Origin of the sequence: Sphingopyxis chilensis (genome assembly GCF_035930445.1) — a bacterium.
In the GTDB taxonomy this organism is placed as follows: domain Bacteria; phylum Pseudomonadota; class Alphaproteobacteria; order Sphingomonadales; family Sphingomonadaceae; genus Sphingopyxis; species Sphingopyxis chilensis.
The window spans coordinates 3,602,519-3,626,766 of sequence record NZ_CP142394.1 but is presented as its reverse complement, the minus strand read 5'-3'; the positions used below and the strand labels follow the sequence as shown (position 1 = coordinate 3,626,766).

General features: G+C 64.8%; 35 protein-coding genes. 32 read left to right on the top strand and 3 right to left on the bottom strand.

From position 1 onward, the window contains the following. The first annotated feature begins 247 nt into the window (after positions 1 to 247). Together VSX79_RS17105 and VSX79_RS17100 are read left to right on the top strand one after the other, a co-directional pair. A complete protein-coding gene (locus VSX79_RS17105; RefSeq protein ID WP_326913936.1) occupies positions 248 to 2,644 on the top strand; it encodes a S8 family peptidase in 2,397 nt (798 codons plus the stop codon). A 42-nt stretch (positions 2,645 to 2,686) separates the two neighbouring features. Then, entirely contained in the window at positions 2,687 to 3,988 is a 1,302-nt protein-coding gene (locus tag VSX79_RS17100; protein WP_326913935.1) for a metal-dependent hydrolase family protein, read from the top strand. Here the strand turns inward: VSX79_RS17100 and VSX79_RS17095 are convergent, their stop codons facing one another. Beyond that, complete coding sequence (locus VSX79_RS17095; protein WP_179497641.1) at positions 3,989 to 4,483, bottom strand: DNA-deoxyinosine glycosylase; 495 nt, start codon at positions 4,481 to 4,483, stop codon at positions 3,989 to 3,991. 305 nt (positions 4,484 to 4,788) lie between these two features. On the opposite strand from VSX79_RS17095, the gene rpsL reads away from it, so the two are divergent. From rpsL to VSX79_RS16950, 29 genes are all read left to right on the top strand, one after another. Next, on the top strand, positions 4,789 to 5,160 hold the full coding sequence (gene rpsL, locus VSX79_RS17090) for a 30S ribosomal protein S12 (protein WP_058805196.1): 372 nt from the start codon (positions 4,789 to 4,791) through the stop codon (positions 5,158 to 5,160). A gap of 71 nt (positions 5,161 to 5,231) precedes the next feature. Beyond that, positions 5,232 to 5,702, top strand: a complete 471-nt coding sequence (rpsG, locus tag VSX79_RS17085) for a 30S ribosomal protein S7 (protein WP_179497639.1) — start codon at positions 5,232 to 5,234, stop codon at positions 5,700 to 5,702. A 96-nt stretch (positions 5,703 to 5,798) separates the two neighbouring features. Further along, positions 5,799 to 7,892 carry an elongation factor G gene (fusA, locus tag VSX79_RS17080; protein WP_179497636.1) on the top strand — a complete coding sequence of 698 codons (2,094 nt, stop codon included), beginning with the start codon at positions 5,799 to 5,801 and terminating at the stop codon, positions 7,890 to 7,892. A 118-nt stretch (positions 7,893 to 8,010) separates the two neighbouring features. Beyond that, positions 8,011 to 9,204 carry an elongation factor Tu gene (gene tuf, locus VSX79_RS17075; protein WP_179497634.1) on the top strand — a complete coding sequence of 398 codons (1,194 nt, stop codon included), beginning with the start codon at positions 8,011 to 8,013 and terminating at the stop codon, positions 9,202 to 9,204. A gap of 147 nt (positions 9,205 to 9,351) precedes the next feature. After that, positions 9,352 to 9,663, top strand: coding sequence for a 30S ribosomal protein S10 (gene rpsJ, locus VSX79_RS17070; protein ID WP_003042199.1), 312 nt, complete (start codon positions 9,352 to 9,354; stop codon positions 9,661 to 9,663). Positions 9,664 to 9,961: 298 nt separating this feature from the next. Further along, entirely contained in the window at positions 9,962 to 10,735 is a 774-nt protein-coding gene (gene rplC, locus VSX79_RS17065; RefSeq protein WP_054590453.1) for a 50S ribosomal protein L3, read from the top strand. Between the two features lie 2 nt (positions 10,736 to 10,737). Beyond that, complete coding sequence (rplD, locus tag VSX79_RS17060; protein ID WP_093509983.1) at positions 10,738 to 11,364, top strand: 50S ribosomal protein L4; 627 nt, start codon at positions 10,738 to 10,740, stop codon at positions 11,362 to 11,364. Continuing rightward, positions 11,357 to 11,665 (top strand): 50S ribosomal protein L23, encoded by a 309-nt coding sequence (locus VSX79_RS17055; RefSeq protein WP_179497632.1) that lies wholly within the window; start codon positions 11,357 to 11,359, stop codon positions 11,663 to 11,665. The genes rplD and VSX79_RS17055 overlap by 8 nt, the downstream gene beginning before the upstream one ends. A 21-nt stretch (positions 11,666 to 11,686) precedes the next feature. Further along, a complete protein-coding gene (gene rplB / locus VSX79_RS17050) occupies positions 11,687 to 12,523 on the top strand; it encodes a 50S ribosomal protein L2 (RefSeq protein WP_179497630.1) in 837 nt (278 codons plus the stop codon). 3 nt (positions 12,524 to 12,526) lie between these two features. After that, a complete protein-coding gene (gene rpsS / locus VSX79_RS17045; protein WP_166945010.1) occupies positions 12,527 to 12,802 on the top strand; it encodes a 30S ribosomal protein S19 in 276 nt (91 codons plus the stop codon). Continuing rightward, complete coding sequence (gene rplV / locus VSX79_RS17040) at positions 12,802 to 13,182, top strand: 50S ribosomal protein L22 (protein WP_011543083.1); 381 nt, start codon at positions 12,802 to 12,804, stop codon at positions 13,180 to 13,182. The genes rpsS and rplV overlap by 1 nt, the downstream gene beginning before the upstream one ends. 1 nt (position 13,183) lies before the next feature. Beyond that, positions 13,184 to 13,891 carry a 30S ribosomal protein S3 gene (gene rpsC, locus VSX79_RS17035; protein WP_037556371.1) on the top strand — a complete coding sequence of 236 codons (708 nt, stop codon included), beginning with the start codon at positions 13,184 to 13,186 and terminating at the stop codon, positions 13,889 to 13,891. A gap of 11 nt (positions 13,892 to 13,902) precedes the next feature. Further along, the gene (gene rplP / locus VSX79_RS17030) at positions 13,903 to 14,334 is read left to right on the top strand and encodes a 50S ribosomal protein L16 (protein WP_037515653.1); all 432 of its coding nucleotides are present in this window, start codon (positions 13,903 to 13,905) and stop codon (positions 14,332 to 14,334) included. 4 nt (positions 14,335 to 14,338) lie between these two features. Continuing rightward, positions 14,339 to 14,542: a 50S ribosomal protein L29 gene (rpmC, locus tag VSX79_RS17025; RefSeq protein WP_054589693.1), complete on the top strand. Its 204-nt coding sequence runs from the start codon at positions 14,339 to 14,341 to the stop codon at positions 14,540 to 14,542. 11 nt (positions 14,543 to 14,553) lie between these two features. After that, on the top strand, positions 14,554 to 14,823 hold the full coding sequence (gene rpsQ, locus VSX79_RS17020) for a 30S ribosomal protein S17 (RefSeq protein WP_039578283.1): 270 nt from the start codon (positions 14,554 to 14,556) through the stop codon (positions 14,821 to 14,823). A gap of 61 nt (positions 14,824 to 14,884) precedes the next feature. Continuing rightward, on the top strand, positions 14,885 to 15,253 hold the full coding sequence (rplN, locus tag VSX79_RS17015) for a 50S ribosomal protein L14 (protein ID WP_011543078.1): 369 nt from the start codon (positions 14,885 to 14,887) through the stop codon (positions 15,251 to 15,253). A gap of 2 nt (positions 15,254 to 15,255) precedes the next feature. Next, complete coding sequence (gene rplX, locus VSX79_RS17010; RefSeq protein ID WP_037556376.1) at positions 15,256 to 15,573, top strand: 50S ribosomal protein L24; 318 nt, start codon at positions 15,256 to 15,258, stop codon at positions 15,571 to 15,573. Then, a complete protein-coding gene (gene rplE, locus VSX79_RS17005) occupies positions 15,566 to 16,144 on the top strand; it encodes a 50S ribosomal protein L5 (protein ID WP_179497628.1) in 579 nt (192 codons plus the stop codon). Before rplX ends, rplE begins: the two co-directional genes overlap by 8 nt. 51 nt (positions 16,145 to 16,195) lie before the next feature. Then, positions 16,196 to 16,501, top strand: a complete 306-nt coding sequence (gene rpsN / locus VSX79_RS17000) for a 30S ribosomal protein S14 (RefSeq protein ID WP_179497626.1) — start codon at positions 16,196 to 16,198, stop codon at positions 16,499 to 16,501. A 12-nt stretch (positions 16,502 to 16,513) separates the two neighbouring features. Beyond that, a complete protein-coding gene (gene rpsH / locus VSX79_RS16995; RefSeq protein WP_037556380.1) occupies positions 16,514 to 16,918 on the top strand; it encodes a 30S ribosomal protein S8 in 405 nt (134 codons plus the stop codon). Continuing rightward, the gene (rplF, locus tag VSX79_RS16990) at positions 16,918 to 17,451 is read left to right on the top strand and encodes a 50S ribosomal protein L6 (RefSeq protein WP_179497618.1); all 534 of its coding nucleotides are present in this window, start codon (positions 16,918 to 16,920) and stop codon (positions 17,449 to 17,451) included. Before rpsH ends, rplF begins: the two co-directional genes overlap by 1 nt. 3 nt (positions 17,452 to 17,454) lie before the next feature. Then, the gene (gene rplR / locus VSX79_RS16985) at positions 17,455 to 17,808 is read left to right on the top strand and encodes a 50S ribosomal protein L18 (RefSeq protein ID WP_179497616.1); all 354 of its coding nucleotides are present in this window, start codon (positions 17,455 to 17,457) and stop codon (positions 17,806 to 17,808) included. A gap of 2 nt (positions 17,809 to 17,810) precedes the next feature. Next, on the top strand, positions 17,811 to 18,542 hold the full coding sequence (gene rpsE, locus VSX79_RS16980) for a 30S ribosomal protein S5 (protein WP_257018294.1): 732 nt from the start codon (positions 17,811 to 17,813) through the stop codon (positions 18,540 to 18,542). A gap of 4 nt (positions 18,543 to 18,546) precedes the next feature. Next, positions 18,547 to 18,732, top strand: coding sequence for a 50S ribosomal protein L30 (rpmD, locus tag VSX79_RS16975; protein ID WP_037515666.1), 186 nt, complete (start codon positions 18,547 to 18,549; stop codon positions 18,730 to 18,732). A gap of 6 nt (positions 18,733 to 18,738) precedes the next feature. Further along, positions 18,739 to 18,945: a DUF1737 domain-containing protein gene (locus tag VSX79_RS16970; protein ID WP_179497614.1), complete on the top strand. Its 207-nt coding sequence runs from the start codon at positions 18,739 to 18,741 to the stop codon at positions 18,943 to 18,945. 41 nt (positions 18,946 to 18,986) lie between these two features. Next, a complete protein-coding gene (gene rplO, locus VSX79_RS16965; RefSeq protein ID WP_326913934.1) occupies positions 18,987 to 19,511 on the top strand; it encodes a 50S ribosomal protein L15 in 525 nt (174 codons plus the stop codon). Positions 19,512 to 19,654: 143 nt separating this feature from the next. Further along, complete coding sequence (secY, locus tag VSX79_RS16960) at positions 19,655 to 21,028, top strand: preprotein translocase subunit SecY (protein ID WP_179497610.1); 1,374 nt, start codon at positions 19,655 to 19,657, stop codon at positions 21,026 to 21,028. Positions 21,029 to 21,076: 48 nt separating this feature from the next. Next, positions 21,077 to 21,730 carry an adenylate kinase gene (locus VSX79_RS16955; RefSeq protein ID WP_179497608.1) on the top strand — a complete coding sequence of 218 codons (654 nt, stop codon included), beginning with the start codon at positions 21,077 to 21,079 and terminating at the stop codon, positions 21,728 to 21,730. 54 nt (positions 21,731 to 21,784) lie between these two features. Continuing rightward, complete coding sequence (locus tag VSX79_RS16950; RefSeq protein WP_179497606.1) at positions 21,785 to 22,465, top strand: SRPBCC family protein; 681 nt, start codon at positions 21,785 to 21,787, stop codon at positions 22,463 to 22,465. Here VSX79_RS16950 and VSX79_RS16945 read toward each other — a convergent pair. Beyond that, on the bottom strand, positions 22,462 to 22,989 hold the full coding sequence (locus VSX79_RS16945; RefSeq protein WP_326913933.1) for a YceD family protein: 528 nt from the start codon (positions 22,987 to 22,989) through the stop codon (positions 22,462 to 22,464). The genes VSX79_RS16950 and VSX79_RS16945 overlap by 4 nt on opposite strands. Continuing rightward, entirely contained in the window at positions 22,986 to 23,519 is a 534-nt protein-coding gene (locus tag VSX79_RS16940; RefSeq protein ID WP_326913932.1) for a ubiquinol-cytochrome C chaperone family protein, read from the bottom strand. The genes VSX79_RS16945 and VSX79_RS16940 overlap by 4 nt, the downstream gene beginning before the upstream one ends. A 179-nt stretch (positions 23,520 to 23,698) precedes the next feature. Here VSX79_RS16940 and VSX79_RS16935 point away from each other — a divergent pair, with 179 nt between their 5' ends. Beyond that, the gene (locus VSX79_RS16935; RefSeq protein ID WP_179497600.1) at positions 23,699 to 24,184 is read left to right on the top strand and encodes an outer membrane protein assembly factor BamE; all 486 of its coding nucleotides are present in this window, start codon (positions 23,699 to 23,701) and stop codon (positions 24,182 to 24,184) included. The last annotated feature ends 64 nt before the right edge of the window (positions 24,185 to 24,248 follow it).

Genomic DNA, 24,248 nt, shown 5'->3' with positions numbered 1-24,248 from the left:
GGGGTTCGTCGAGGCAAGGCGAACGAAAGATCCTCCCTGTGCCGAATTCACGGGGAGGTGGCAGCGGAGCAGCCGCTGACGGAGGGGCGATGGCGCGGCGCCGCAGCCCCTCCACCATCCTGCGGATGGTCCCCCTCCCCACCGCTTCGCCGCAGGGAGGATCGCAAACCCGCAATTAACCGCAAGATACTATTGCCAAGCCCTCCGCCGCGCTAAAAGCTGGCTATCAGGGCAAAGGGGAACGGCGATGGCCGACGCACACCGACGCAGCCGCATCCAACGGATGGCGCCGCGCCCTTTGCCCCTGTTGCTCGCCATCGCGGGGCTCGCGCTTTCGGCGTGTGGCGGCGGTGGCGGCGGTACCCGCCCCTCGCCGACCCCGGCGCCTCCCCCCGCTCCCGCGCCGGCGCCGGCGCCGACCCCCACGCCGACCCCCACGCCGACGCCCACCCCGCCGCCGACCGGCAATTTCGATACCGCCGAAACGCGCATGTCCGACGGCGTCAATTTCCACGGCGCGATCACCGCCTATCAGGCGGGGGCCACCGGCCAGGGCATATTGGCGGGCGTGATCGACGACGGCATCGACCAGGACAGCCCCGAATTTGCCGGGCGAATCTCGTCGCAATCGATCGACCTTGCGGGATCGCGCGGGATCGATGGCGAAGGGACGCACGGCACCAATGTCGCGCAGCTTCTGCTCGGCGGAAAGAATGACGCCGGCACCTTCGGCATCGCCTTCGACGCCAGCCTGCTCGTGCTGCGCGCCGACCGGCCGGGCAGCTGCGCGACCGAGGATCCATCGAACGATGAAAGCGGCTGCCGCTATCCCGAAACGGCGATCGCCGCAGGCCTCGACCGCGCGGTGAGTGCGGGCGCGCGCGTCGTCAACATTTCGCTCGGCGGCGAAGACCCGCCCGGCGCGACCCTGCGCGCCGCCGTCTCGCGCGCCACCGCGGCGGGGATCATCGTTGTCGTGGCGGCGGGCAACGATGGCGATACGACCGCGAACGGCAACGACCCGAACAACCCCGATCCTTTTGCGCAGGGGCTGCGCGATGCCGGCGGCGGGCTCGTCCTCATCGCGGGGTCGGTCGATGACGGCGGCGCGATCTCGCCTTTCAGCAACCGCGCGGGCGCCTATGCCAGCTCCTATCTCGCGGCGCTGGGTGAGGGTGTGTGCTGCGCCTATGAAAATGGCGCGCTCAAGACCGAAGGCAATTTCGTCTTTGTGCTCAATGGCACCAGCTTCGCGGCGCCGCAGGTTGCGGGCGCGGTCGCGCTGATCGCAGAGGCCTTTCCGAATCTTTCGAGCCAACAGATCGTCTCGCTCCTCCACCAGTCGGCGCGCGATGCGGGTGCCGCCGGCGCCGATGGCGTCTATGGTCAGGGCATCCTCGACATCGCGCGCGCCTTTCAGCCGATAGGCGCGACCGCGCTCACCGGGACTTCGACCGCCGTCGCGCTCGATGCGCCGCTCGGTATGCTCGGCGGTCCGATGGGCGATGCGGGCGGTGCGGGGACGATCGGCCTTGTCACCGACGGCTTCGGCCGCGCGTTCAACGTCGATTTCGGCGGATCTCTCGGTCTGCGCCGTCCCGACTTCAAACTGTCGGGTGCGATCGGCGGCCTCGTCCGCCAGCAAAGCGCCGCCAGCCAGTCGCTCGCGCTCTCGCTCGTCACCACGCCGGGCGCGGGCGGCAGCGACGCGCTCGCGGGCCTCTCCTTCCACGACGCGCAGCGCGCGCGCACCCTCGCCGCCTCGGCGATAATGCGCCTCGACGCGCACACGCGTATCGGCTTCGCCGCGGGGCGCGGCACCGGCGGCCTGCTCGCGGGCGAGCGCGGCGAAAGCGGCCGGGCGATGCTGATCGGCGACGCCGCGCACGAGGGGCTCGGCTTCGCCGCCAGCCCTGGCGTTGGCACGCTCATACGTCATACTATAAAGCAAAACCAATATGTTAACATATATGCCGAAAGCGGCTGGGTCTCGGGCTCGCGCTGGCAGGACGATCCCCTCCTCCGCTACCGCTCGCGCCGCGACAGCCGCTACCAGCGCTTCGGTGCCGGCTGGGACGGCCGCTTCGGCGCCGTCCGCGCCGCGCTCGACGCCAGCTGGCTCCGCGAATCGGACAGCCTGCTCGGCGCGCGCCTCGGCCCCGTCTTCGGCTCCGGCGGCGCGACCAGCCTGGTCGGCGACGCAAGCCTCACCCTCGATATGCGCAACGATTGGCAAATTGCCGCCGCCTGGCGACAGATGCGGACGCGCCCCGACCGCGCCGGGCTGGTCGCGGGTGGCGCGCTCTGGTCGACCGCATTCTCCTTCGACATCGCCAAGGCCCATCTGCTCCGCCCCGGTGATCGCGCCGCGCTCCGCTTTGCGCAGCCACTACGCGTCGCGCGCGGCGGCATCGACCTCATTCTTCCCGTTGCGCACGATTATGCCACCGGCCGGACCGACTTCGCCCGTCGCACCTATAATCTCGCGCCGACGGGCCGCGAACTGGTCGCGGAGGCGAGCTATGCCCTCTCGCTGTTCGGCGGCGAGCTTATCGCCAACACATGGTGGCGCCGCGATCCCGGTCACATCGCCGCGATGCCCGACGACCGGGGCGCGGCGCTCCGCTTTACGGCCGGCTTCTGATCGGCTTTAACGCTCCCCAGTTCAAAAACAGGGGATGCAGACATGAAGCCGCTTTACGTCCTTCCGCTCGCGCTGGTCGGCGCGTCGCTCGCGGCGCCGCTCGCCGCAGAGGCGCCCGCGCGCACCGTCATCCACGCCGGGCAATTGCTCGCCGAACCCGGCAAGCCGGTGCGCGGCGCTTCGACGATCGTCGTCGAGAGCGGCAAGATTCTGAGCATCGCCGACGGTTTCCAGCCCGCCGATCCCGGCGCAACGCTGATCGACCTCAGGGACAAATATGTTCTCCCCGGCCTCATCGACAGCCATGTCCATCTGACGAGCGATGCGGGCGGCATCGCCGGACAGCTCGAGGAAATCACGCTCAGCCCCGCGGCGCAGGCCTTCAATGCCGAGGCCAATGGCATGAAGACGCTGCGCGCCGGCTTCACCACCGTGCGCAACCTCGGCGATGGCGACGGCGCGACGCTGGCGCTCCGCGACGCGATCCTCGCGGGCAAGGTGCGGGGGCCGCGCATCGTCGATGCCGGCGCCAGCATTTCGGGCAGCGCCGGGCATATGGACGGCTCGCTTGGCTATCGCGACGAGCTTCGGCCTTTCTTTGCGGGCGCGGGCAACACCTGCAACGGCGCCGATGATTGCCGCCGCGCGGTGCGGCTGCAGATCGGGCGCGGTGCCGACGTGATCAAATTCGCCTCGACCGGCGGGGTCAACAGCCGCATCGGCGCCGGCCTGGGCAAGCAGATGTTCGACGATGAAGCCAAGGCGATTGTCGAGACGGCGCATATGTTCGGCAAGAAGGTCGCGGTGCACGCGCACGGCGCCGACGGCATCCGCCTCGCGATCGAGGCCGGCGCCGATTCGATCGAGCATGGCACGATCCTCGACGACGCGACGATCGCGGCGTGGGCGAAGTCGAAGACCTATTATGTTCCGACGCTTTCGACCGTGAATGGCTACAAGGAACGCCTCGCCGCCAATCCCGACGCTTATGAACCCGACGTGCTGGCGAAGATCAAATGGCGCATCTCGATCACCGGCAAAAGCCTCGAAACGCTCGTGCCCAAAGGCGTGCGCATCGCCTTCGGTACCGATGCCGGCGTATCGAAGCACGGCCGCAACGGCGACGAATTCGAACTGATGGTCCAGCACGGCATGGCTCCGGTCGAGGCGATCAAGGCCGCAACGGTGAACGCCGCCGACCTGCTCGGCCTGTCGGACCAGATCGGCAGCATCGCGCCAGGCAAGAGCGCCGACCTCATCGCGGTCGCGAGCGATCCTGTCGCCGACGTGCGCGTGCTCAAGAAAGTCGATTTCGTGATGGCACGGGGCGAAGTCGTCGACTGATCATAGCGCGCTGCGGAGCGCGAGCCAGCGATCGAGCTTCGCCGCGAAGCCGATCGTATGCGCCGCGCTGCTCGACGGCAGGTCGACCACAGCGACGCCTTCGAGTGGCGGCAATTGCCTTCGCCCGATCGCCGCGGCCTTGCCGCCGTTGAAGGCGATCATGCGAAGGTCGGGCAGATCGGCCATCAGCGCCGCGAGGTCGTGCGCCTCGGCCTCGCGGATCAGCGAGTCGCTGCTGGTGTGTCGCTCGGCGCTGCGGATCACGTCCCAGAGTCCGACCTTAGCCTCGCGCAGCACCGTCAGCCGGTCGTCATAGGGCAGGTCTGCCAGCGGCTGCTCGATAGCCTCGCCCAGCAGGCGCCAGAACTGGTTCGTCGGATGCGCATAATATTGGCGTTCGGCAAGCGAACGCGCGCCGGGCAGGCTTCCCAATATCAGCAACCGCGTGTCGGGCGCGACATGCGGGGCGAAGCTGGCGTGGCGGACGGCGGGCATGACTCGCGATAGCCCGCTCCGTCCGGCGCAACAATATTGCCTGCCTCTTGACCACCGGAGGAATCGGGTCTAGGGGCGCGCTCGACCGAAAAGGGCGGTTTGCTGCCTCTTTCAGTTGCAACAGCGCTTGAACATTGCTGGCGCGGATGGAGCCTCCGGACGATCTTGCAGGTCTGCCGGGGTCTTTTGCTGTTATCAGGTCGGTCGTTTTTCGCCCTTTTTGGCGGGATTGCGGCCGGAGCTTCATCCACCGCAGTACAGTAACCGTTCGCTTTGATGGGCGGACAATTAAAGGTGAAGCATTCATGCCCACGATCAACCAGCTGGTCCGCAAGGGCCGGACTCCCCAGAAGGTGAAGTCCAAGGTCCCGGCGATGGACGCAAACCCGCAAAAGCGCGGCGTTTGCACCCGTGTCTACACGACGACCCCGAAAAAGCCGAACTCGGCGCTCCGCAAGGTTGCGAAGGTCCGCCTGACCAACAGCCGCGAAGTCATCACCTATATCCCCGGCGAAGGTCACAACCTCCAGGAACACAGCGTCGTGCTGATCCGCGGCGGTCGTGTCCGCGATCTTCCCGGTGTGCGTTACCACGTCCTGCGCGGCGTGCTCGATACGCAGGGCGTGAAGGACCGCAAGCAGAGCCGTTCGAAGTACGGCGCGAAGCGTCCGAAGTAAGGACCGCTTTTTCGGCTATTTGATCATCCCGCTGCGCGTCGCGCCGGGATGCTGTTGTAAAGGAATAACCCATGGCTCGTCGTCGTCGTCCTGAACGCCGCGAAATTCTGCCCGATCCCCGTTTCGGTGATACGGTGCTGTCGAAATTCATGAACAGCGTCATGCTGGACGGGAAGAAGTCCGTCGCTGAAAACATCGTTTACGGTGCGCTCGAATCGGTCGAAGCCCGTGCCAAGAAGGAACCGCTCGGCGTGTTCCACGAAGCGCTGGCGAACATCCGTCCGAACATCGAAGTGCGCAGCCGCCGCGTCGGCGGTGCGACCTATCAGGTTCCCGTCGAAGTCCGTCCGGACCGCGCGCAGGCGCTCGCAATCCGCTGGCTGATCACCGCGGCGCGCAACCGCAGCGAAACCACGATGGCCGCGCGTCTGTCGGGCGAGCTCCTCGATGCCTCGAACAACCGCGGCAACGCGGTGAAGAAGCGCGAAGACACGCACCGCATGGCCGAAGCCAACCGCGCCTTCAGCCACTACCGCTGGTAAGCGAAGGCGGGTCATTGGCCCGTCTCGCAATCGCAACAAAACTTCCTATATCGGGGGCGGCTCCAAAAGCTTCCCCCCAAGTCCAAGGAAAAGACCATGGCACGCAGCCATCCGCTCGAACGCTATCGCAATTTCGGTATCATGGCGCACATCGACGCCGGCAAGACCACGACGACCGAGCGCATTCTCTATTACACCGGCAAGTCCTACAAGATCGGCGAAGTCCATGACGGCGCCGCGACGATGGACTGGATGGAGCAGGAGCAGGAGCGCGGCATCACGATCACGTCGGCTGCGACCACCTGCCTGTGGAAGGCCGAAGAGGGCAACGGCCCCGAGCATCGCCTGAACATCATCGACACCCCCGGACACGTCGACTTCACGATCGAAGTCGAACGCAGCTTGCGCGTCCTCGACGGTGCGATCACCGCGTTCGACGGCGTTGCCGGCGTCGAGCCGCAGTCGGAAACCGTGTGGCGTCAGGCGGACAAGTACAAGGTTCCGCGGATGTGCTTCATCAACAAGCTCGACCGCACCGGCGCCGATTTCTATTATTGCGTCCAGACGATCATCGATCGTCTCGGGGCGACCCCGGCTGTCCTCTATCTGCCGATCGGCGCCGAAGGCGGCTTCAAGGGCCTCGTCGATCTCGTCAACGAGCGTGCGATCATCTGGAAGGATGAAAGCCTCGGCGCCGAATTCTTCTATGAGGAAATCCCCGCCGACCTCGCCGACAAGGCGGCCGAATATCGCGAAAAGCTCGTCGAACTCGCCGTCGAACAGGACGACGATGCGATGGAAGCCTATCTCGAAGGCACCGTTCCCGATGTCGCCACGCTCAAGAAGCTGATCCGCAAGGGGACGCTGGCACAGGCGTTCGTTCCGGTGCTCTGCGGCTCGGCGTTCAAGAACAAGGGTGTTCAGACGCTGCTCGACGCAGTCGTCGATTACCTGCCTTCGCCGCTCGACATTCCCGACGTCCAGGGCATCAACCCGGACAACGACCAGCCCGACTCGCGCGAGACGTCGGACTCGGCGCCGCTGTCGCTGCTCGCCTTCAAGATCATGAACGACCCGTTCGTCGGTTCGCTCACCTTCGCCCGCATCTATTCGGGGACCCTGAACAAGGGCACGTACCTGAACTCGGTGAAGGACAAGAAGGAAAAGGTCGGCCGCATGCTGCTGATGCATGCGAACAGCCGCGAAGACATCGAAGAAGCCTATGCGGGCGACATCGTTGCGCTTGCCGGCCTCAAGGAAACCACCACCGGGGACACGCTCTGCGCGACCAACGCGCCGATCATCCTCGAACGGATGGAATTCCCCGAGCCGGTCATCGAGCTGTCGGTGGAACCGAAGACCAAGGCCGACCAGGAACGTATGGGCATCGCGCTCAACCGCCTGGCCGCCGAGGATCCCTCGTTCCGCGTGTCGACCGACCATGAATCGGGCCAGACGATCATCAAGGGCATGGGCGAGCTTCACCTCGACATCCTCGTCGATCGCATGAAGCGCGAGTTCAAGGTCGAGGCGAACGTCGGCGCGCCCCAGGTGGCGTACCGCGAATCGCTCGCGAAGGCTGTCGACGTCGACTACACCCACAAGAAGCAGTCGGGCGGCTCGGGCCAGTTCGGCCGCGTCAAGGTCAGCGTCGCCCCCGGCGAACGCGGCGCGGGCATCACCTTCGTCGACGAGATCAAGGGCGGCAACATTCCGCGCGAATATATCCCGTCGGTCGAAAAGGGCATGCGCGAGTCGGCCGAAAATGGTCACATGATCGGCTTCCCGATCATCGATTTCGAAATCCGTCTGACCGACGGTGCGTATCACGACGTCGACTCGTCGGCGCTGGCGTTCGAAATCGCGGGCCGTGCGGCGATGCGCGAAGTGGCGGCGAAGGCCGGCATCAAGCTGCTCGAACCGGTGATGAAGGTCGAAGTCGTGACCCCTGAGGAATTCATGGGCGACGTGATCGGCGATCTCAACAGCCGTCGCGGGCAGATCCAGGGCACCGACAGCCGGGGCATCGCCCAGGTCGTCGAGGCGATCGTTCCGCTGGCGAACATGTTCGGCTATGTGAACCAGCTGCGCAGCTTCAGCCAGGGCCGCGCCAGCTATTCGATGCAATTCTCGCATTACGAAGAAGTGCCGACCAACGTCGCCGAAGAAGTGAAGGCCAAGATGGCCTGATAGGTCGAAGCCGCGCGGGCTTGCACCGCGCGGCAAGACCCTCTAAGGGCGGCGCCTGATTCAGCAGGCGCGTCCAGGACTGATCAACGCAAACATCGAACAAGAAGGTTGTTACATCATGGCCAAGGCTAAATTTGAGCGGACGAAGCCGCACTGCAACATCGGCACCATCGGTCACGTCGACCATGGCAAGACCTCGCTGACCGCAGCGATCACCAAGATTCTGGCGGAAAACGTCGCGGGTAACGCCGCCGTCGATTTCGCGAACATCGACAAGGCGCCCGAAGAGCGCGAGCGCGGCATCACCATTTCGACCGCCCACGTCGAATATGAAACCGAAGGCCGCCACTATGCGCACGTCGATTGCCCGGGTCACGCCGACTATGTGAAGAACATGATCACCGGTGCCGCCCAGATGGACGGCGCGATCCTCGTCGTGTCGGCCGCTGACGGCCCGATGCCCCAGACGAAGGAGCACATCCTGCTCGCGAAGCAGGTCGGCGTTCCGACCATGGTCGTCTTCCTCAACAAGGTCGACCAGCTCGACGATCCCGAACTGCTCGAACTCGTCGAACTCGAAATCCGTGAAGAACTTTCGAAGCGCGACTTCGACGGCGACAATATTCCGATCATCGCCGGTTCGGCGCTCGCCGCGCTCGAAAGCCGCGACGACAACATCGGCAAGGATGCGATCCTGAAGCTGATGGCTGCCGTCGACGAGTGGATCCCGCAGCCGGAACGCCCGCTCGACAAGCCCTTCCTGATGCCGATCGAAGACGTGTTCTCGATCTCGGGTCGTGGTACCGTCGTTACCGGCCGCGTCGAAACCGGCATCGTCAAGGTTGGTGAAGAAGTCGAAATCGTCGGCATCAAGGACACCAAGAAGACCGTCGTCACCGGCGTCGAAATGTTCCGCAAGCTGCTCGACCAGGGCCAGGCCGGCGACAACATCGGTGCGCTGATCCGCGGCGTCGGCCGTGAAGAAGTCGAGCGTGGCCAGGTTCTGGCAAAGCCCGGCTCGATCACGCCGCACACCGAGTTCACCTCGGAAGTGTACGTCCTGTCGAAGGACGAAGGCGGCCGTCACACGCCGTTCTTCGCGAACTATCGTCCGCAGTTCTACTTCCGCACCACCGACGTCACCGGCGAGGTCATCCTCCCCGAGGGCACCGAGATGGTCATGCCGGGCGACAACGTCCAGCTGTCGGTCAAGCTGATCGCCCCGATCGCGATGGACCCGGGTCTCCGCTTCGCAATTCGCGAAGGCGGCCGCACGGTCGGCGCAGGGGTTGTGGCAACCGTCACAAAGTAATATAGGGCCGCGAGCCGCGCGATTCGGAGTGATTCGCGCGGCTCGTAGCTTAAAGGTTTTTGATGGCCGATCCGGCTTCCCCACGGAAGTCGGAGCAGGCCATTTCGGCTCTTTCGCATCGTTAGACGGGATTCGACTGGAACAGTCATGGAAACGCAGAATATTCGCATTCGCCTGAAGGCCTTTGATCACCGCGTGCTCGATCAGGCCACCACCGACATTGCCGATACGGCACGTCGTACCGGAGCGCTTATTCGCGGCCCGATCCCGCTTCCGACGCGTATTGAAAAATTCACCGTGAACCGCGGCCCGCATGTCGACAAAAAGTCGCGCGAGCAGTTCGAGGTGCGTACCCACAAGCGGCTGCTCGACATCGTGCAGCCCACCCCGCAGACGGTTGATGCGCTGATGAAGCTCGACCTCGCCGCGGGGGTGAACGTTGAGATCAAGCTGGCCTGAGCCAGCGACGCCCCGGTGAAAACCGGGGTCTCTATCGGCAGCCACCTTGGTGACTGCATTGTCCGGAGCGATCCGGATCGACGATAGGGTGGATACCGCCGGTCGCTTTCTCCGGAAGGCATATACGACCGGGCTGCGTCCCCCGTCTCGCCGCCAACCCACGGGAAGGCGGCACCTCAGCCCGGACGGGGCGATGTATCGAAATTTTGGGCTGGGAGGGTTCCGTCGAGGCTTGCCTTGATGGGTCCCGCAAGCCGTGCGGAATGGTCCGCCCGGCCTCTGTTTAGGAGTATGGATCATGCGGACTGGCGTGATCGCGAAGAAAATGGGGATGACCCGCCTGTTTCAGGACGACGGCCGCCACGTGCCCGTCACCGTCCTGAGCCTCGAAGGCTGCCAGGTTGTCTCCGTGCGCGATAAGGAACGCGACGGCTATGTCGCCGTTCAACTGGGTGCTGGCTCGGCCAAGGCGAAGAATGTCGCCAAGCCGCAGCGTGGCGCCTATGGCAAGGCCGAAGTCGAGCCCAAGGCGAAACTCGTCGAGTTCCGCGTCGCCGACGACGCGACGCTCGACGTGGGCGCCGAACTGTCGGCCGACCACTTCGTCGCCGGCCAGATCGTCGACATCCAGGGCGTGACCCAGGGTAAGGGCTTTGCCGGTGCGATGAAGCGCTGGGGTTTCGGCGGTATGCGCGCGACCCACGGCGTTTCGATCAGCCACCGTGCGCATGGTTCGACCGGTAACCGCCAGGATCCGGGCCGCGTCTTCAAGAACAAGAAGATGGCCGGCCACATGGGCGCGCGCAACCGCACCCAGCAGAATCTCGAAATCGTCCGCACCGACGTCGAGCGCGGCCTTCTCTTCGTCAAGGGTTCGGTCCCTGGCTCGAAGGGCGGCTGGCTGCTCGTCCGCGATGCGGTGAAGCTGCCGCGCCACCCCGAAGCCCCCTATCCGGCGGGCATCAAGAGCGCGGCCAACAGCAACGAAGCCCCGGCTGACGCGCCGGTCGAAACGCCGGTTGAAGAAACCGTCGTCGACACCGCGGCCACCGACGGCGCACAGGAGTCCTGATCATGAAGGTCAAGGTTCAGACCCTCGACGGCAAGGCCGGCACCGACATCGATCTCAATGACGATGTGTTCGGCGTCGACGCCCGCGCCGACATCCTGCACCGCGTCGTTGCCTGGCAGCTCGAAAAGCGCCGCGGTCCGGCTCGCGCCGCCCGTGAACGCAGCGATGTGTCGCGCACCGGCAAGAAGTTCGGTCGCCAGAAGGGCGGCGGTACGGCTCGTCACGGCGACCGCAAGGCACCGATCTTCATCGGCGGCGGCAAGGCGCACGGCCCGCGTGCCCGCACCTTCGGCCACTCGCTGAACAAGAAGATTCGCACCCTCGGCCTGAAGATGGCTTTGAGCGACAAGGCGAAGGGCGGCAAGCTCGTCGTCATCGACACGCTCGAACTCAAGGACGCGAAGACCAAGGCGCTCGCCGGCAAGCTCGGCAAGCTCGAGCTCGGCAACCGCGCGCTCTTCATCGATGGCGACGCGGTGCACGAAAGCTTCGCGATGGCTTCGGCCAACCTCATCGGTGTCGACGCGCTGCCGGCCATCGGCGCCAACGTCTATGACATCATCCGAGCCGACACGCTGGTCCTGACCCGCGCGGCGGTCGAAAAGCTGGAGGCCCGCTGCAATGGCTAAGGCAAAAACCATCGACGCGCGTCACTATGACGTGATCCTCGCTCCGGTGATCACCGAAAAGTCGACGCTGCTCAGCGAAAATGACGCCGTGGTGTTCAAGGTCGCGAACGACGCGACCAAGCCCGCCATCAAGGCCGCCGTCGAGGCGCTGTTCGATGTCAAGGTCGTGAGCGTGAACACGCTCGTCACCAAAGGCAAGACCAAGCGCTGGAAGGGCAAGCCCTACACCCGCAGCGACGTGAAGAAGGCGATTGTTCGCCTGGCCGCAGGCCAGACGATCGACGTCACGACCGGCGTCTGATTGTAGGAAGAGGCAGAGAAAATGGCACTTAAATCCTATAATCCGACCAGCCCCGCACAGCGCGGCCTGATCCTCGTCGACAAATCGTCGCTGTGGAAGGGCAAGCCCGTCAAGGCGCTGACCGAAGGCAAGAACAAGACCGGCGGCCGCAACAACAAGGGTCATGTGACCTCGCGCGGCATCGCCGGCGGCCACAAGCAGAAGTACCGCTTCATCGACTTCAAGCGTCGCAAGTGGGACATGCCGGCCACCGTCGAGCGGCTGGAATACGACCCCAACCGCACGGCCTTCATCGCACTGGTGAAGTATGAGGACGGCGAGCAGACGTACATCATCGCGCCGCAGCGTTTGGCGGTGGGCGACACCGTCGTCGCCGGCAAGAAGACCGACGTGAAGCCGGGCAATGCGATGGAATTGTCGCAGATGCCGGTCGGCACGATCGTCCACAATATCGAGATGAAGCCGGGCAAGGGCGGCCAGATCGCCCGTTCGGCTGGCACCTATGCGCAGGTCGTCGGTCGTGACCGCGGTCTCGTGATCGTGCGTCTCGGTTCGGGCGAACAGCGTTACATCCGTGGCGAATGCATGGGCACGGTCGGTGCGGTGTCGAACCCCGACAACCAGAACACCAACCTCGGCAAGGCCGGCCGCAATCGCTGGCTCGGCAAGCGCCCGCTGACTCGCGGTGTCGCGAAGAACCCGGTCGATCACCCGCACGGCGGTGGTGAAGGCCGCACCTCGGGTGGCCGTCATCCGGTTACTCCGTGGGGCAAGCCGACCAAGGGTGCTCGTACCCGTCACAACAAGTCGACCGACAAGATGATCATCCGGTCGCGTCACGCGAAGAAGAAGAGGTAAGCCATGGCTCGCTCGGTCTGGAAGGGTCCCTTTGTGGACCTCCATCTCCTCAAGAAAGCCGAAACGGCCCAGGAAGGCAGCAGCTCTGCGCCTATCAAAACCTGGTCGCGCCGGTCCACCATCCTGCCGCAGTTCGTCGGGCTGACCTTCAACGTCTACAACGGCCGCAAGTTCGTGCCGGTGTCGGTCAATGAAGACATGGTCGGCATGAAGCTGGGTGAATTCGCGCCGACGCGCTTCTTCCCCGGCCACGCGGCTGACAAGAAGGGCAAACGCTAATGGGCAAGGAAAAGTCCCCCCGCCGCGTTGCGGATAATGAGGCATTGTCCGTGGGCACGCAGATCCGCGGCTCGGCGCAGAAGCTGAATCTCGTCGCCGCGCTGATCCGCGGCCGCAAGGTCGAAGACGCAATGAACGTCCTCGCTTTCTCGAAGAAGGCGATGGCCGTCGATGTGCGCAAGGTGCTCGCCAGCGCGGTCGCCAATGCGGAAAACAATCACAACCTCGACGTCGACGCACTCGTCGTCAAGGAAGCGAGCGTCGGCAAGTCGCTCTCGATGAAGCGCTGGCACGCGCGTGGCCGCGGCAAGTCGACCCGGATCGTCAAGCCGTTCAGCCGCATCCGCATTGTCGTGCGCGAACAGGAAGAAGAGGCGTAAGATGGGCCAGAAGAGCAATCCGATCGGCCTGCGCCTGCAGGTCAACCGCACCTGGGACAGCCGCTGGTTCGCCGAGGGCCAGGACTATGGCCGCATGCTTGTCGAGGATCTGAAGATCCGCAAGTTCGTGTTCAAGCACCTGCCGCAGGCCGCGATCTCGAAGGTCGTGATCGAGCGTCCGGCGAAGCTGTGCCGCGTGTCGATCTATGCCGCCCGTCCGGGCGTCATCATCGGCAAGAAGGGCGCGGACATCGAAAAGCTGCGCAAGAAGCTGGGTGAGATGACGGGCAGCGACGTGTCGCTGAACATCGTCGAGATCCGCAAGCCCGAAGTCGACGCCAAGCTCGTCGGCCAGGGCATTGCCGACCAGCTCGAACGCCGCGTCGCGTTCCGCCGCGCCATGAAGCGCGCCGTTCAGTCGGCGATGCGTCTCGGCGCCGAGGGCATCCGCATCAACTGCGCCGGCCGTCTCGGCGGCGCGGAAATCGCGCGCACCGAATGGTATCGCGAAGGCCGGGTGCCGCTGCACACGCTGCGCGCCAATGTCGACTATGCCGAGGCCGAAGCGCACACCGCTTACGGTGTCTGCGGCATCAAGGTCTGGATTTTCAAGGGCGAGATCCTTGGTCACGACCCGATGGCGACCGACCGTCTGATGCTCGACGCGCAGACGACCGGTGTCCGTCCGGCCCGTGAAGATCGCCGCTAAGGACTGCTGACATGCTGCAACCGAAAAAAACCAAGTTCCGCAAGGCCTTCAAGGGCCGCATCCATGGCAATGCCAAGGGCGGTACCAGCCTGAACTTCGGCTCCTACGGGCTGAAGGCGATGGAACCCGAGCGCATCACCGCGCGCCAGATCGAAGCGGCTCGCCGCGCGATCAGCCGCGCGATCAAGCGTCAGGGCCGCCTGTGGATCCGCATCTTCCCCGACGTCCCCGTGTCGTCGAAGCCTGCCGAAGTCCGCATGGGTAAGGGCAAGGGTTCGCCGGAATTCTGGGCCGCGCGCGTGAAGCCGGGTCGCATCCTGTTCGAACTCGACGGCGTCCCCGGCCCGGTGGCCGCGCTGGCGTTCGAACGCGCCGCGATGAAGCTGCCGATCAAGACGAAGGTTATCGCCCGCCTCGGCGACACCTCGCACCTGGAGGGTTAAGGACATGGCCAAGACCGAAGATTTCAAGGCCAAGACCGACGACCAGCTCGCCGAACAGCTTGGCGAACTGAAGCGCGAGGCGTTCAACCTCCGCTTCCAGGCGGCCACCGGCCAGCTTGAAAAGGCCTCGCGCGTCAAGGAAGTGCGGCGCTCGATCGCCCGCATCAAGACGCAGCAGACCGAGCGTTCGCGCTCGGCCGCGAAGTAAGGAGACTATCGATGCCGAAGCGCATTCTGACCGGCACGGTGGTGTCCGACAAGGGCGACAAGACCGTCGTGGTGAAAGTCGAACGGAAGGTGAAGCACCCTCTGTACGGCAAGATCATCCGCCGTTCGAAAAAATATCACGCCCACGATGAGGACAACGCCATCAAGGCCGGCGAAACCGTCCGTATCGAGGAAACGAAGCCGATTTCGAAGCTGAAGACCTGGAAGGTGCTCGACAAGGTCGACACCCACAGCAAGCCCAAAACGGCTGCTGACGCCTGAAGCTGAGTTTCACGGAACCGCCGGGGCATCCCGGTAGGCCAAGGAAGAAGGAAATGCATCGATGATCCAGATGCAGTCACAATTGGAAGTCGCCGACAACAGCGGCGCGAAGCGCGTCCAGTGCATCAAGGTGCTCGGTGGCTCGAAGCGTCGTACCGCCGGCGTGGGCGACGTGATCGTCGTGTCGATCAAGGAAGCCCAGCCGCGCGGCAAGGTGAAGAAGGGCGACGTGCATCGCGCCGTCATCGTCCGCACCGCCAAGGACGTCCGCCGCGCCGATGGCTCGGTGATCCGTTTCGACAGCAACGCCGCCGTGCTCGTCAACAAGAATGAAGAGCCGATCGGCACGCGTATCTTCGGCCCCGTCGTCCGCGAACTGCGCGGCCGCGGCTACATGAAGATCATCAGCCTGGCGCCGGAGGTGCTCTGACCATGGCGAACAAGATCAAGAAGGGCGACACGGTCGTTATCCTGTCCGGCAAGGACAAGGGCAAGACCGGCGAAGTGACGCAGAGCCTGCCGAAGGACGGCAAGGTCGTCGTCGCGGGCGTCAACGTCATCACGCGCCACCGCAAGCCGAGCCAGACCAACCCGCAGGGTGGTCTCGAGCGCAAGGAAGCGCCGCTGTTCGCAAGCAAGGTTGCGCTCGCCGATCCCAAGACCGGCAAGCCGACGCGCGTTCGTTTTGAAACCAAGGACGGCAAGAAGGTCCGTGTGGCCGTGAAGTCCGGGGAGACGATCAATGGCTGATAACTACACCCCGCGCATGCGCACGCGCTACGACGATGTGATCGTCAAGGCGATGACCGAAAAATTCGGTTACAAGAATGCGATGGAAGTGCCGAAGATCGAAAAGATCGTGCTCAACATGGGCGTCGGCGAAGCCACGCAGGACAAGAAGAAGGTCGAAGCGGCCGCTGCCGAGATGGAACTCATCGCCGGCCAGAAGCCCGTCGTGACCAAGGCGAAGAAGTCGATCGCACAGTTCAAGCTGCGCGAAGGCATGCCGATCGGCTGCAAGGTCACCCTGCGCCGCGAACGCATGTATGAATTCCTCGACCGGCTGATCACGATCGCAATGCCCCGCATCCGCGACTTCCGCGGCGTGTCGGCGACCAGCTTCGACGGCCGTGGCAACTATGCCATGGGCCTGAAAGAGCAGATCATCTTCCCCGAGATCAACTATGACCGCATCGACCAGGTGCGCGGCATGGACGTGATCGTCACCACCACCGCCCGTACGGACGAGGAAGCCCGCGAACTGCTCAAGCTGTTCGGCTTCCCCTTCCCGATCGAAGCGCAGGAAAAGGAAGCCGCCTGATCCCGCAAGGGACCAGGCAGGCTCTTTCAAGAAGGAAAGAGAACTTAAGTCATGGCGAAACTGAGTTCGGTAAACAAGAACGAGCGTCGCAAGCAGCTGGTGAAGAAATATGCCGGCCGCTACGCGAAGCTGAAGGCGATCGCGGCGGACACGTCGCTCGACGAAGGCGAGCGTCTGATCGCGCGCCTCAAGATGGCGGAAATCCCGCGCAACGGCAATCCGACCCGCATCCGTAACCGGTGCGAGCTGACGGGCCGCCCGCGCGCTTATTATCGCAAATTCCGGCTGTGCCGTATCCAGCTCCGCGATCTGGCCAACAAGGGCCTGATCCCCGGTGTTGTGAAGTCGAGCTGGTAAGGGACTGACAAGATGGCAATGACCGATCCCCTGGGTGATATGCTCACCCGCATCCGCAACGGCCAGCAGGCGAAGAAGGACAGCGTCCTCACGCCCGCCTCGACGTTGCGCGTCCGCGTTCTCGATGTTCTCCAGCGCGAAGGCTATATCCGCGGCTACAGCGAAGAAGCGCTGGGCGCGAAGGGCCAGCACAAGGGCATCCGCATCGAGCTCAAATATTTCGAAGGCCAGCCGGCGATCCGCCATGTGGCCCGCGTCTCGAAGCCTGGCCGTCGCATCTATTCGGGTTCGAAAGAACTGCCGATCGTGCGCAACGGCCTGGGCATCACCATCGTGTCGACCCCGCGCGGCGTCCTTTCGGACGCCGAAGCCCGCGAACATAATGTCGGCGGCGAAGTGCTGGCGGAGGTGTTCTGATGTCGCGCATTGGTAAAAAGGCAGTAGCGATCCCCGGCGGTGTAACCGCCGCGATCGACGGCGGCGAGCTGTCGGTGAAGGGTCCGAAGGGCACGCTGGCGATGCCGCTGTCCGACCTCATCAAATATGAAGTCGGCGAAGGCAGCATCTCGGTCCAGCCCGCGAACGATACCCGCGAAGCGCGCGCCTTCTGGGGCATGCAGCGGACGCTGGTGCAGAACCTGATCACGGGTGTGACCGAAGGCTTCACCAAGGTGCTCGAAATCACCGGTGTCGGCTATCGCGCCAACTCGCAGGGCAAGACGCTGAAGCTGCAGCTCGGCTACAGCCATGATGTCGATTTCGCGGTGCCCGAAGGCATCGAGATCAAGACGCCGGACAACACGACGATCGAGATCAGCGGCATCGACAAGCAGCAGGTCGGCCAGGTCGCGGCGGAAATCCGCCGTTGGCGCAAGCCCGAGCCCTACAAGGGCAAGGGTATCAAGTATCGCGGCGAGTACATCTTCCGCAAAGAAGGCAAGAAGAAGTAAGCCATGGCACATCTTACCCCTTTCCAAAAACGTCGCCAGCGCGTCCGTACCGCGCTCCGTCAGCGCGCCGCCGGGCGTCCGCGCCTTTCGGTGCACCGCTCGGGCCGTCACATCTATGCGCAGCTCATCGATGACGCCGCCGGCACCACGCTGGCCGCGGCCTCGACGCTCGACAAGGATGTCCGCGGCAAGACCGGCGCGACGACCGCGGCCGCGGCCGACGTCGGTTCGCGCCTCGCCGCTGCCGCCAAGAAGGCGGGCGTGACGCAGGTCGTGTTCGACCGCGGCGGCTTCCTGTTCCACGGGCGCATCAAGGCGCTGGCCGACGCGGCTCGCGAAGGCGGATTGGAGTTTTAATGATGGCTGAAGAAAACAGCACCGGTCCGGGCAACCAGCCCGAAGCGACCCTGGCTCCCGAGGCCACCAACGCCGAAGTCACGAACCAGGCTCCGCGCCGCGGCCGTGGCGGCGGCGGTGGTCGCGATGGTGGACGTGGCGGTCGTGACGGTGGCCGTGGCCGCCGCGACGATCGTCGTCCGCGCGACGAGGATGGCGGCGAAGAGCTGATCGAAAAGCTCGTCCACATCAACCGCGTCTCGAAGACCGTGAAGGGCGGCAAGCGCTTCGGTTTCGCCGCGCTCGTCGTCGTCGGCGATGGCAAGGGTCGCGCCGGTTTCGGCCATGGCAAGGCGCGCGAAGTGCCCGAAGCCATTTCGAAGGCGACCGCTGCCGCGAAGAAGGCGATGATCCGCGTTCCGCTGCGCGACGGCCGCACGCTGCACCATGATGGCCGCGGCCATTTCGGCGCCGGCAATGTGACGCTGCGTTCGGCCCCCGCCGGTACCGGCATCATCGCCGGTGGCCCGATGCGCGCCGTGTTCGAATCGCTGGGCGTTGCCGATGTGGTGACCAAGTCGGTCGGCACCTCGAACCCCTACAACATGATCCGCGCGACTTTCGAGGCGCTCGGCGAACAGACCAGCCCGAAGTCGGTCGCGCAGCGTCGCGGCAAGAAGGTTTCGGACCTGATCAAGCGTGGCGGCGCGTCCGACCGCGCAGCCGAGGCGGAAGCCGCGGCGGTGACGGAGTAAGACAATGGCCGACAAGAAGATCAAGATCCGCCAGATCGGTTCGCCGATCCGTCGTCCGAAGAGCCAGCGCGCTATCCTGACCGGCCTCGGCCTGGGCAAGATGCACCGCGAGGTCGAACTGGTCGACACCCCGGAAGTGCGCGGCATGATCCGCAAGCTTCCGCATATGGTGGAAGTCGTCGAGGGCTAAACGGCAGTGAAGCTCTACCGTGTGTTGACCGGTCCCGATGACAGCGCGTTCTGCGCGCGCGTCGAAGGACTGCTCAACCGGGGGTGGCAGCTTCACGGCAGCCCCTCGATCACCAATGTCGATGGCCGCGGCTATGTCGCCCAGGCCATCGTGATGGAGAAGGCCGGGCCCTATCCCGGTTTTCAGCCGTCGAGTGAAATCGAACCGGACTGAAACCAGTCCATAGCGCGAACACAGCGAAAGCGAGTGCAACCATGACTATCAAGCTTAACGAACTTCGTGACAACAACGGCGCCCGCAAGGGCCGCATGCGCGTCGGACGCGGCATCGGCTCGGGCAAGGGCAAGACCGCCGGCCGCGGCCAGAAGGGCCAGAAGGCGCGCAGCGGCGTTGCGATCAACGGCTTCGAGGGCGGCCAGATGCCGCTCCACATGCGCATCCCGAAGCGCGGCTTCAACAACATCTTCGGCAAGGACTTCGCGATCGTCAATCTGGGCATGATCCAGAAGCTGGTCGACGCGAAGACGCTCGACGCCAAGGCCGTGGTCGATCACGCCGCGCTCAAGGCCGCCGGCGTTGCCCGCGGCGGCAAGGACGGCGTCCGCCTCCTCGCCAAGGGTGAACTCACCACCAAGCTGAACTTCTCGGTCGCTGGCGCGTCGAAGGGCGCGATCGAAGCGGTCGAAAAGGCTGGCGGCAAGGTCGAACTGCCCGAACCCAAGGCCGAAGGCGAAGGCAAGAAAGCCAAGCGCAAGGCCGAAGCGGCAGCCAAGAACTAATGCACTTGGGGGCGGGTCGGCGACAGGTCGATCCGCCCCCGACGCATCTGAATTCGGGCCTTTGCCCTTGCGCTTCGTGACTGGCGAACGCACATAGGCGCCGGGTCGCGGGGGCGCGGTCCGCCACTCGAGGAAAGATCACCATGGCCTCTCGCGCCGACCAGCTTGCATCCAACCTGAACTTTTCGAAGTTCGGTCAGGCGACCGAACTCAAGAACCGCATCTGGTTCACGATCGGCGCGCTGATCGTCTTCCGTTTCCTGTCGTTCGTGCCGCTTCCCGGGGTCGATCCCGTCGCGCTGTCGAACCTTTATTCGCAGGCGGCGTCGGGCGGCGTCCTCGACATCTTCAACACTTTCTCGGGCGGCAGTCTCGAGCGCATGAGCATCATCGCGCTCGGCGTCATGCCCTATATCACGGCGTCGATCGTCGTTCAGCTGGCGGCCGCCTTGTCGCCCAGCCTCGCCGCGCTCAAGAAAGAGGGCGAAAGCGGACGCAAGAAGCTCAACCAGTATACGCGCTACGGCACCGTCGCGCTGACCGCGATCCAGGGTTATTTCATCGCCGTCGGGCTCGAAACGCTCGGCGCGAGCCAGGGCATCGCCGCGGTCGTCGACCCCGGCATGATGTTCCGCGTCGGCGCGGTCATCTCGATCGTCGGCGGCACGCTCTTCCTGATGTGGCTCGGCGAGCAGATCACCAGCCGCGGTATCGGTAACGGCGTTTCGCTGATCATCATGGCGGGCATCCTCGCGCAGTTGCCGCGCAGCTTTGCGCAGATGTTCACGCAGGTCCGCGAAGGTTCGATGGGCGGCGGCACGATCTTTGCCGTCATCGGCGGCGCGATCGTGATCATCGCTTTCATCAGCTTCATGGAACGCGCGCAGCGCCGCGTCCTCGTCCAGTATCCGAAGCGCGCGACGCAGCGCGGCGTGATGCAGGCCGACCGCAGCCACTTGCCGCTCAAGGTCAATACCGCCGGTGTCATCCCGCCGATCTTCGCCTCGTCGCTGCTGCTGATGCCGTTGACGGTGACGCAGATGATGGGGCAGAATGTCCAGGGCGACACTGCAACCGGCGATTTCCTGATCACGCTCAACCAGTATCTCGCGCACGGCCAGCCGCTCTATATGGCGCTTTATGCCGCGGGCATCATCTTCTTCTGCTTCTTCTACGTCGCGGTCGTCTTCAACCCCGAAGAAACCGCCGACAATCTCAAAAAGCAGAACGGCTTCATCCCCGGCATCCGCCCGGGCAAGAATACCGCGACCTATCTCGACTTCGTGCTGACGCGCATCACCGTGCTCGGTGCGGCCTATCTGGCGGCGATCTGTCTGATTCCCGAATATTTCATCGCGCAGTCGGGCCTGCCGTTCCAGCTCGGCGGCACCAGCCTGCTGATCATCGTCAACGTCACGATCGACACGATCAGCCAGATCCAGAGCCACATGCTCGCGCATCAATATGGCGACCTCATCAAGAAGGCCAAATTGAAGGGCGGCGTTGCGCGGCGCTAAGGCGCCCGCTACGGCACTTGCGACACGGTAGGGCAAACAGGGGTCCCCATGACGCTGAACATCATTTTGCTGGGTCCGCCGGGGGCGGGCAAGGGAACGCAGGCGTCGCGCCTCGAGGACGAGCATGGCATGGTCCAGCTTTCGACGGGCGACATGCTGCGCGCCGCGGTCAAGGCGGGAACCCCGATCGGCCTCCAGGCCAAGGCGGTGATGGATGCGGGCGAACTCGTCTCCGACGCGATCGTCTCGGGCCTGATCGGCGAGCGGCTCGATCAGCTCGGCCCCGACGTCTCGGTGATCTTCGACGGCTATCCGCGCACCGCGGCGCAGGCCGACGCGCTCGACACGATCCTCTCGGATCGTGGCCGCAAGCTCGACCATGTGATCGAGCTGCGGGTCGAGGAAGACGCGCTCGTCGACCGCATCACCGGCCGCTTCAGCTGCGCGAAGTGCGGCGCGGGTTACCACGACCGCTACAAGCTCCCCAAGGTGGAGAATGTTTGCGACGTTTGCGGCTCGACGGAATTCAAACGCCGTCCCGACGACAATGAGGAAACGGTCCGCACGCGCATGGCCGAATATCGGGCCAAGACCGCGCCGATCCTGCCGATCTACGAAGCGCGCGGCATCGTGACGCATGTCGACGGCATGGCGCCGATCGACGAGGTCAACGACGCGATCGAAACGATCCTCGCGGGCTGAGTCTAGCCAGTTTCCCCGGCGCCGGTTATTGAGACGCAAAGGGGGGACGGGCTGATGGCGATTTCGGGATATTCCACGGGTGCGGCGCTGGCGGGAGCGCTTGTCTTCGCACCGGCGGCACACGCCAAGATCATAGATCAGGGCGATATCGGCTTTACCGTCGCGCATACGGCGCAGGTCGCCGCGACGCCGGCCGACGTCTGGAAAATGCTCCGCATGCCGCAGAACTGGTGGTCGAAGGAGCATAGCTGGTCCGGCGATGCTGCCAACTTCTGGCTCGATTCGCAGGCGGGCGGCTGTTTTTGCGAAAAACTGCCCGACGCCGGATCGGGTGTCGGCAGCGTCCAGCATGCGCGCATCGTCTTTGCGAAACCGAACGAACTGCTCCGCCTCTCAGGCGCTTTCGGCCCGCTGCAGGGCGAGGCGCTCGCCGGGACGCTGACGATCCAGGTCAAGGAGACGCCGACGGGGAGCGCGCTGCGCTTCGACTATGTCGTCGGCGGCTACATGCGCTTCAAGGTCGCCGACATCGCGCCCGCGGTCGACAAGGTGATCGGCGAGCAATTGCTTGGGCTCACCAACGCGCTCGGCGGGGCGTTACCGCCGACGCGCGACGAAAAGGCGGCCGAGAAACCGGCCGCAGAACCCGCTGCGAAAGAAGAGCCCGGGCTCGACGCCGCAGTCGCCGACCTGGTCGAAGAAGAAGCGAAGCCAGCGCCCGACGAAGGCCGCTAGGCGCCGGGCTTTCCGCGCAGCTTCGCGAGCGCCGCGAACGGCCCCGCCGCTGCCTCGCTGAGCACACCCTTCTCGGCAAGGATGCGCTCGGCGTCGGGATGGCGCGGGAAGGGATCGAGCGCGAGCGAGAGCGTCTGCACCGCCGCTTCGCCAAGGTCGATCCGGTCGCCTTCGAGGGGTAGCAGGTCAAGGTCCTCACTGCCGATCTCGATCTCCTCATCCTCGCCGACCGGCGCATCGACATCGCGCAGGAAGCGGAGGTCGAACGGCTCGGCGATCGTCCCGGGAACGGGCAGGTCGGTCGCGGCGCACGCCTGCACGACGTCGGCTTGGACTTCGCCTCTCGCAGCGATCCCGCCCGCGATCGCGCGGACATCAGCGGCGAGCGCAAAGCGGTCGAGTGCGACGAGACCGAGGCGCCGGGCGATGGCTGCGCGTGCGTCGGCGTCGGCCTCGACCGCAATCGCGCGGCCGTGCGCCGCATCGGCGAGCGTCACGATCAGGGGGAATTCGGGGGCCGTCACGGCCGCACGCCGTCCAACCTGTCGGCCAAGACCAGATCGGAAACCGGCGTTGCCGCCAGCGCCGCACGGAGCGTAGTCACTTCCGCCAGCACATGCGCCAATCCTGCTTCGTCGGGCGCTTGGCCGCGCCACAGGTTCCGGACCAGCGCCTCGCGCAGTTCCGCCGAGCCGTCGGCGGCGCGATAGGCGCCGAGCCGTCCGCCAAGCGCGCTCATCATCCGGCCGACCTGTTTGCCGACGACCATGTCGCCAAAGCCGATCTGACGCATCTGGCCGTCCATGTCGTTCACGAACAATTCGGTGAGCTGGACCCCGGCGAGTCCTCGTTCCGGATCCTCGTCGATCCGGTGCAGCACAAGCGCGAGTATAAGGCTGATCATGTCGAAGCGACCGTCGAGCGTGTCGGGCACCCCGCCCACGGCATACCAGTGCGGCGCGCGCGCCGTCGCGACGACCGCGTCCCACAGCGGGCGCCGCGCTTCGCGCGGATCGGGTTCGGACCGGAACAATTTGCGAAGTGAAGAAAACATGCCGCAACGCTTAGGCCGAATCGACTGGATGGAAAAGGGGCGCTGGCGCTGACTCTCCGAGTTCAGTCAGCTTGGCGCAAGCTTTGCCGCGGCATAAGCCGCTTGTGCGCGCCGACCGCTTGCGGTTAAGAGGCGCGATTGCCAGCGCCCAATACAAGCGGCGCAACGGAGATATGTTGATGCCGACCCATTACCCGAAGCTTCCCGCCCGGCCCGTGCGCCTGATCGTCGCCGGGCTGGCGCTCGCGCTGACGGCCGGTGGCTGCGCGCAGCTCAAGGGGCGGCAGGGCTATGTCGTCGATCCGATGCTGACCGAAGCGATCACGGCCGGGGTCGATAATCGCGAATCGGTCGAAAAGACACTCGGCCGACCGACGTTCGTTGGCCAGTTCGGTACGGACGAATATTATTATGTTTCGCGCGAAACGCGCCAACTCGCTTTCGCGCGACCGCGCCCGATCGATCAGCAGGTGTTGCGGGTCCGCTTCGATTCTGCAGGCAATGTTGCCGCGGTCGATCGTACCGGCCTTGAACTGGTGAGCAAGATCAGCCCTGAAGGCGACAAGACTCCGACGCTCGGCCGTCATCGCAGCTTCTTCGAGGATATTTTCGGCAATATCGGCGCGGTCGGCGCTCCGGGCGCGGGGGCGCCGGGCGGACAGTAAACCTGTAGTCGCCTCCACGAAGGCGCCGCCGCGGGGAACCAAATGCCCCCCGCCTAAGCGGGGG

What these genes read in the sequence shown, in the direction of transcription:
- VSX79_RS17105 (WP_326913936.1), top strand. Translation starts at nt 248, where the DNA reads ATGGCCGACGCACACCGACGCAGCCGCATCCAACGGATGGCGCCGCGC.
- VSX79_RS17100 (WP_326913935.1), top strand. Translation starts at nt 2,687, where the DNA reads ATGAAGCCGCTTTACGTCCTTCCGCTCGCGCTGGTCGGCGCGTCGCTC.
- VSX79_RS17095 (WP_179497641.1), bottom strand. Translation starts at nt 4,483, where the DNA reads ATGCCCGCCGTCCGCCACGCCAGCTTCGCCCCGCATGTCGCGCCCGAC.
- rpsL (WP_058805196.1), top strand. Translation starts at nt 4,789, where the DNA reads ATGCCCACGATCAACCAGCTGGTCCGCAAGGGCCGGACTCCCCAGAAG.
- rpsG (WP_179497639.1), top strand. Translation starts at nt 5,232, where the DNA reads ATGGCTCGTCGTCGTCGTCCTGAACGCCGCGAAATTCTGCCCGATCCC.
- fusA (WP_179497636.1), top strand. Translation starts at nt 5,799, where the DNA reads ATGGCACGCAGCCATCCGCTCGAACGCTATCGCAATTTCGGTATCATG.
- tuf (WP_179497634.1), top strand. Translation starts at nt 8,011, where the DNA reads ATGGCCAAGGCTAAATTTGAGCGGACGAAGCCGCACTGCAACATCGGC.
- rpsJ (WP_003042199.1), top strand. Translation starts at nt 9,352, where the DNA reads ATGGAAACGCAGAATATTCGCATTCGCCTGAAGGCCTTTGATCACCGC.
- rplC (WP_054590453.1), top strand. Translation starts at nt 9,962, where the DNA reads ATGCGGACTGGCGTGATCGCGAAGAAAATGGGGATGACCCGCCTGTTT.
- rplD (WP_093509983.1), top strand. Translation starts at nt 10,738, where the DNA reads ATGAAGGTCAAGGTTCAGACCCTCGACGGCAAGGCCGGCACCGACATC.
- VSX79_RS17055 (WP_179497632.1), top strand. Translation starts at nt 11,357, where the DNA reads ATGGCTAAGGCAAAAACCATCGACGCGCGTCACTATGACGTGATCCTC.
- rplB (WP_179497630.1), top strand. Translation starts at nt 11,687, where the DNA reads ATGGCACTTAAATCCTATAATCCGACCAGCCCCGCACAGCGCGGCCTG.
- rpsS (WP_166945010.1), top strand. Translation starts at nt 12,527, where the DNA reads ATGGCTCGCTCGGTCTGGAAGGGTCCCTTTGTGGACCTCCATCTCCTC.
- rplV (WP_011543083.1), top strand. Translation starts at nt 12,802, where the DNA reads ATGGGCAAGGAAAAGTCCCCCCGCCGCGTTGCGGATAATGAGGCATTG.
- rpsC (WP_037556371.1), top strand. Translation starts at nt 13,184, where the DNA reads ATGGGCCAGAAGAGCAATCCGATCGGCCTGCGCCTGCAGGTCAACCGC.
- rplP (WP_037515653.1), top strand. Translation starts at nt 13,903, where the DNA reads ATGCTGCAACCGAAAAAAACCAAGTTCCGCAAGGCCTTCAAGGGCCGC.
- rpmC (WP_054589693.1), top strand. Translation starts at nt 14,339, where the DNA reads ATGGCCAAGACCGAAGATTTCAAGGCCAAGACCGACGACCAGCTCGCC.
- rpsQ (WP_039578283.1), top strand. Translation starts at nt 14,554, where the DNA reads ATGCCGAAGCGCATTCTGACCGGCACGGTGGTGTCCGACAAGGGCGAC.
- rplN (WP_011543078.1), top strand. Translation starts at nt 14,885, where the DNA reads ATGATCCAGATGCAGTCACAATTGGAAGTCGCCGACAACAGCGGCGCG.
- rplX (WP_037556376.1), top strand. Translation starts at nt 15,256, where the DNA reads ATGGCGAACAAGATCAAGAAGGGCGACACGGTCGTTATCCTGTCCGGC.
- rplE (WP_179497628.1), top strand. Translation starts at nt 15,566, where the DNA reads ATGGCTGATAACTACACCCCGCGCATGCGCACGCGCTACGACGATGTG.
- rpsN (WP_179497626.1), top strand. Translation starts at nt 16,196, where the DNA reads ATGGCGAAACTGAGTTCGGTAAACAAGAACGAGCGTCGCAAGCAGCTG.
- rpsH (WP_037556380.1), top strand. Translation starts at nt 16,514, where the DNA reads ATGGCAATGACCGATCCCCTGGGTGATATGCTCACCCGCATCCGCAAC.
- rplF (WP_179497618.1), top strand. Translation starts at nt 16,918, where the DNA reads ATGTCGCGCATTGGTAAAAAGGCAGTAGCGATCCCCGGCGGTGTAACC.
- rplR (WP_179497616.1), top strand. Translation starts at nt 17,455, where the DNA reads ATGGCACATCTTACCCCTTTCCAAAAACGTCGCCAGCGCGTCCGTACC.
- rpsE (WP_257018294.1), top strand. Translation starts at nt 17,811, where the DNA reads ATGGCTGAAGAAAACAGCACCGGTCCGGGCAACCAGCCCGAAGCGACC.
- rpmD (WP_037515666.1), top strand. Translation starts at nt 18,547, where the DNA reads ATGGCCGACAAGAAGATCAAGATCCGCCAGATCGGTTCGCCGATCCGT.
- rplO (WP_326913934.1), top strand. Translation starts at nt 18,987, where the DNA reads ATGACTATCAAGCTTAACGAACTTCGTGACAACAACGGCGCCCGCAAG.
- secY (WP_179497610.1), top strand. Translation starts at nt 19,655, where the DNA reads ATGGCCTCTCGCGCCGACCAGCTTGCATCCAACCTGAACTTTTCGAAG.
- VSX79_RS16955 (WP_179497608.1), top strand. Translation starts at nt 21,077, where the DNA reads ATGACGCTGAACATCATTTTGCTGGGTCCGCCGGGGGCGGGCAAGGGA.
- VSX79_RS16950 (WP_179497606.1), top strand. Translation starts at nt 21,785, where the DNA reads ATGGCGATTTCGGGATATTCCACGGGTGCGGCGCTGGCGGGAGCGCTT.
- VSX79_RS16940 (WP_326913932.1), bottom strand. Translation starts at nt 23,519, where the DNA reads ATGTTTTCTTCACTTCGCAAATTGTTCCGGTCCGAACCCGATCCGCGC.
- VSX79_RS16935 (WP_179497600.1), top strand. Translation starts at nt 23,699, where the DNA reads ATGCCGACCCATTACCCGAAGCTTCCCGCCCGGCCCGTGCGCCTGATC.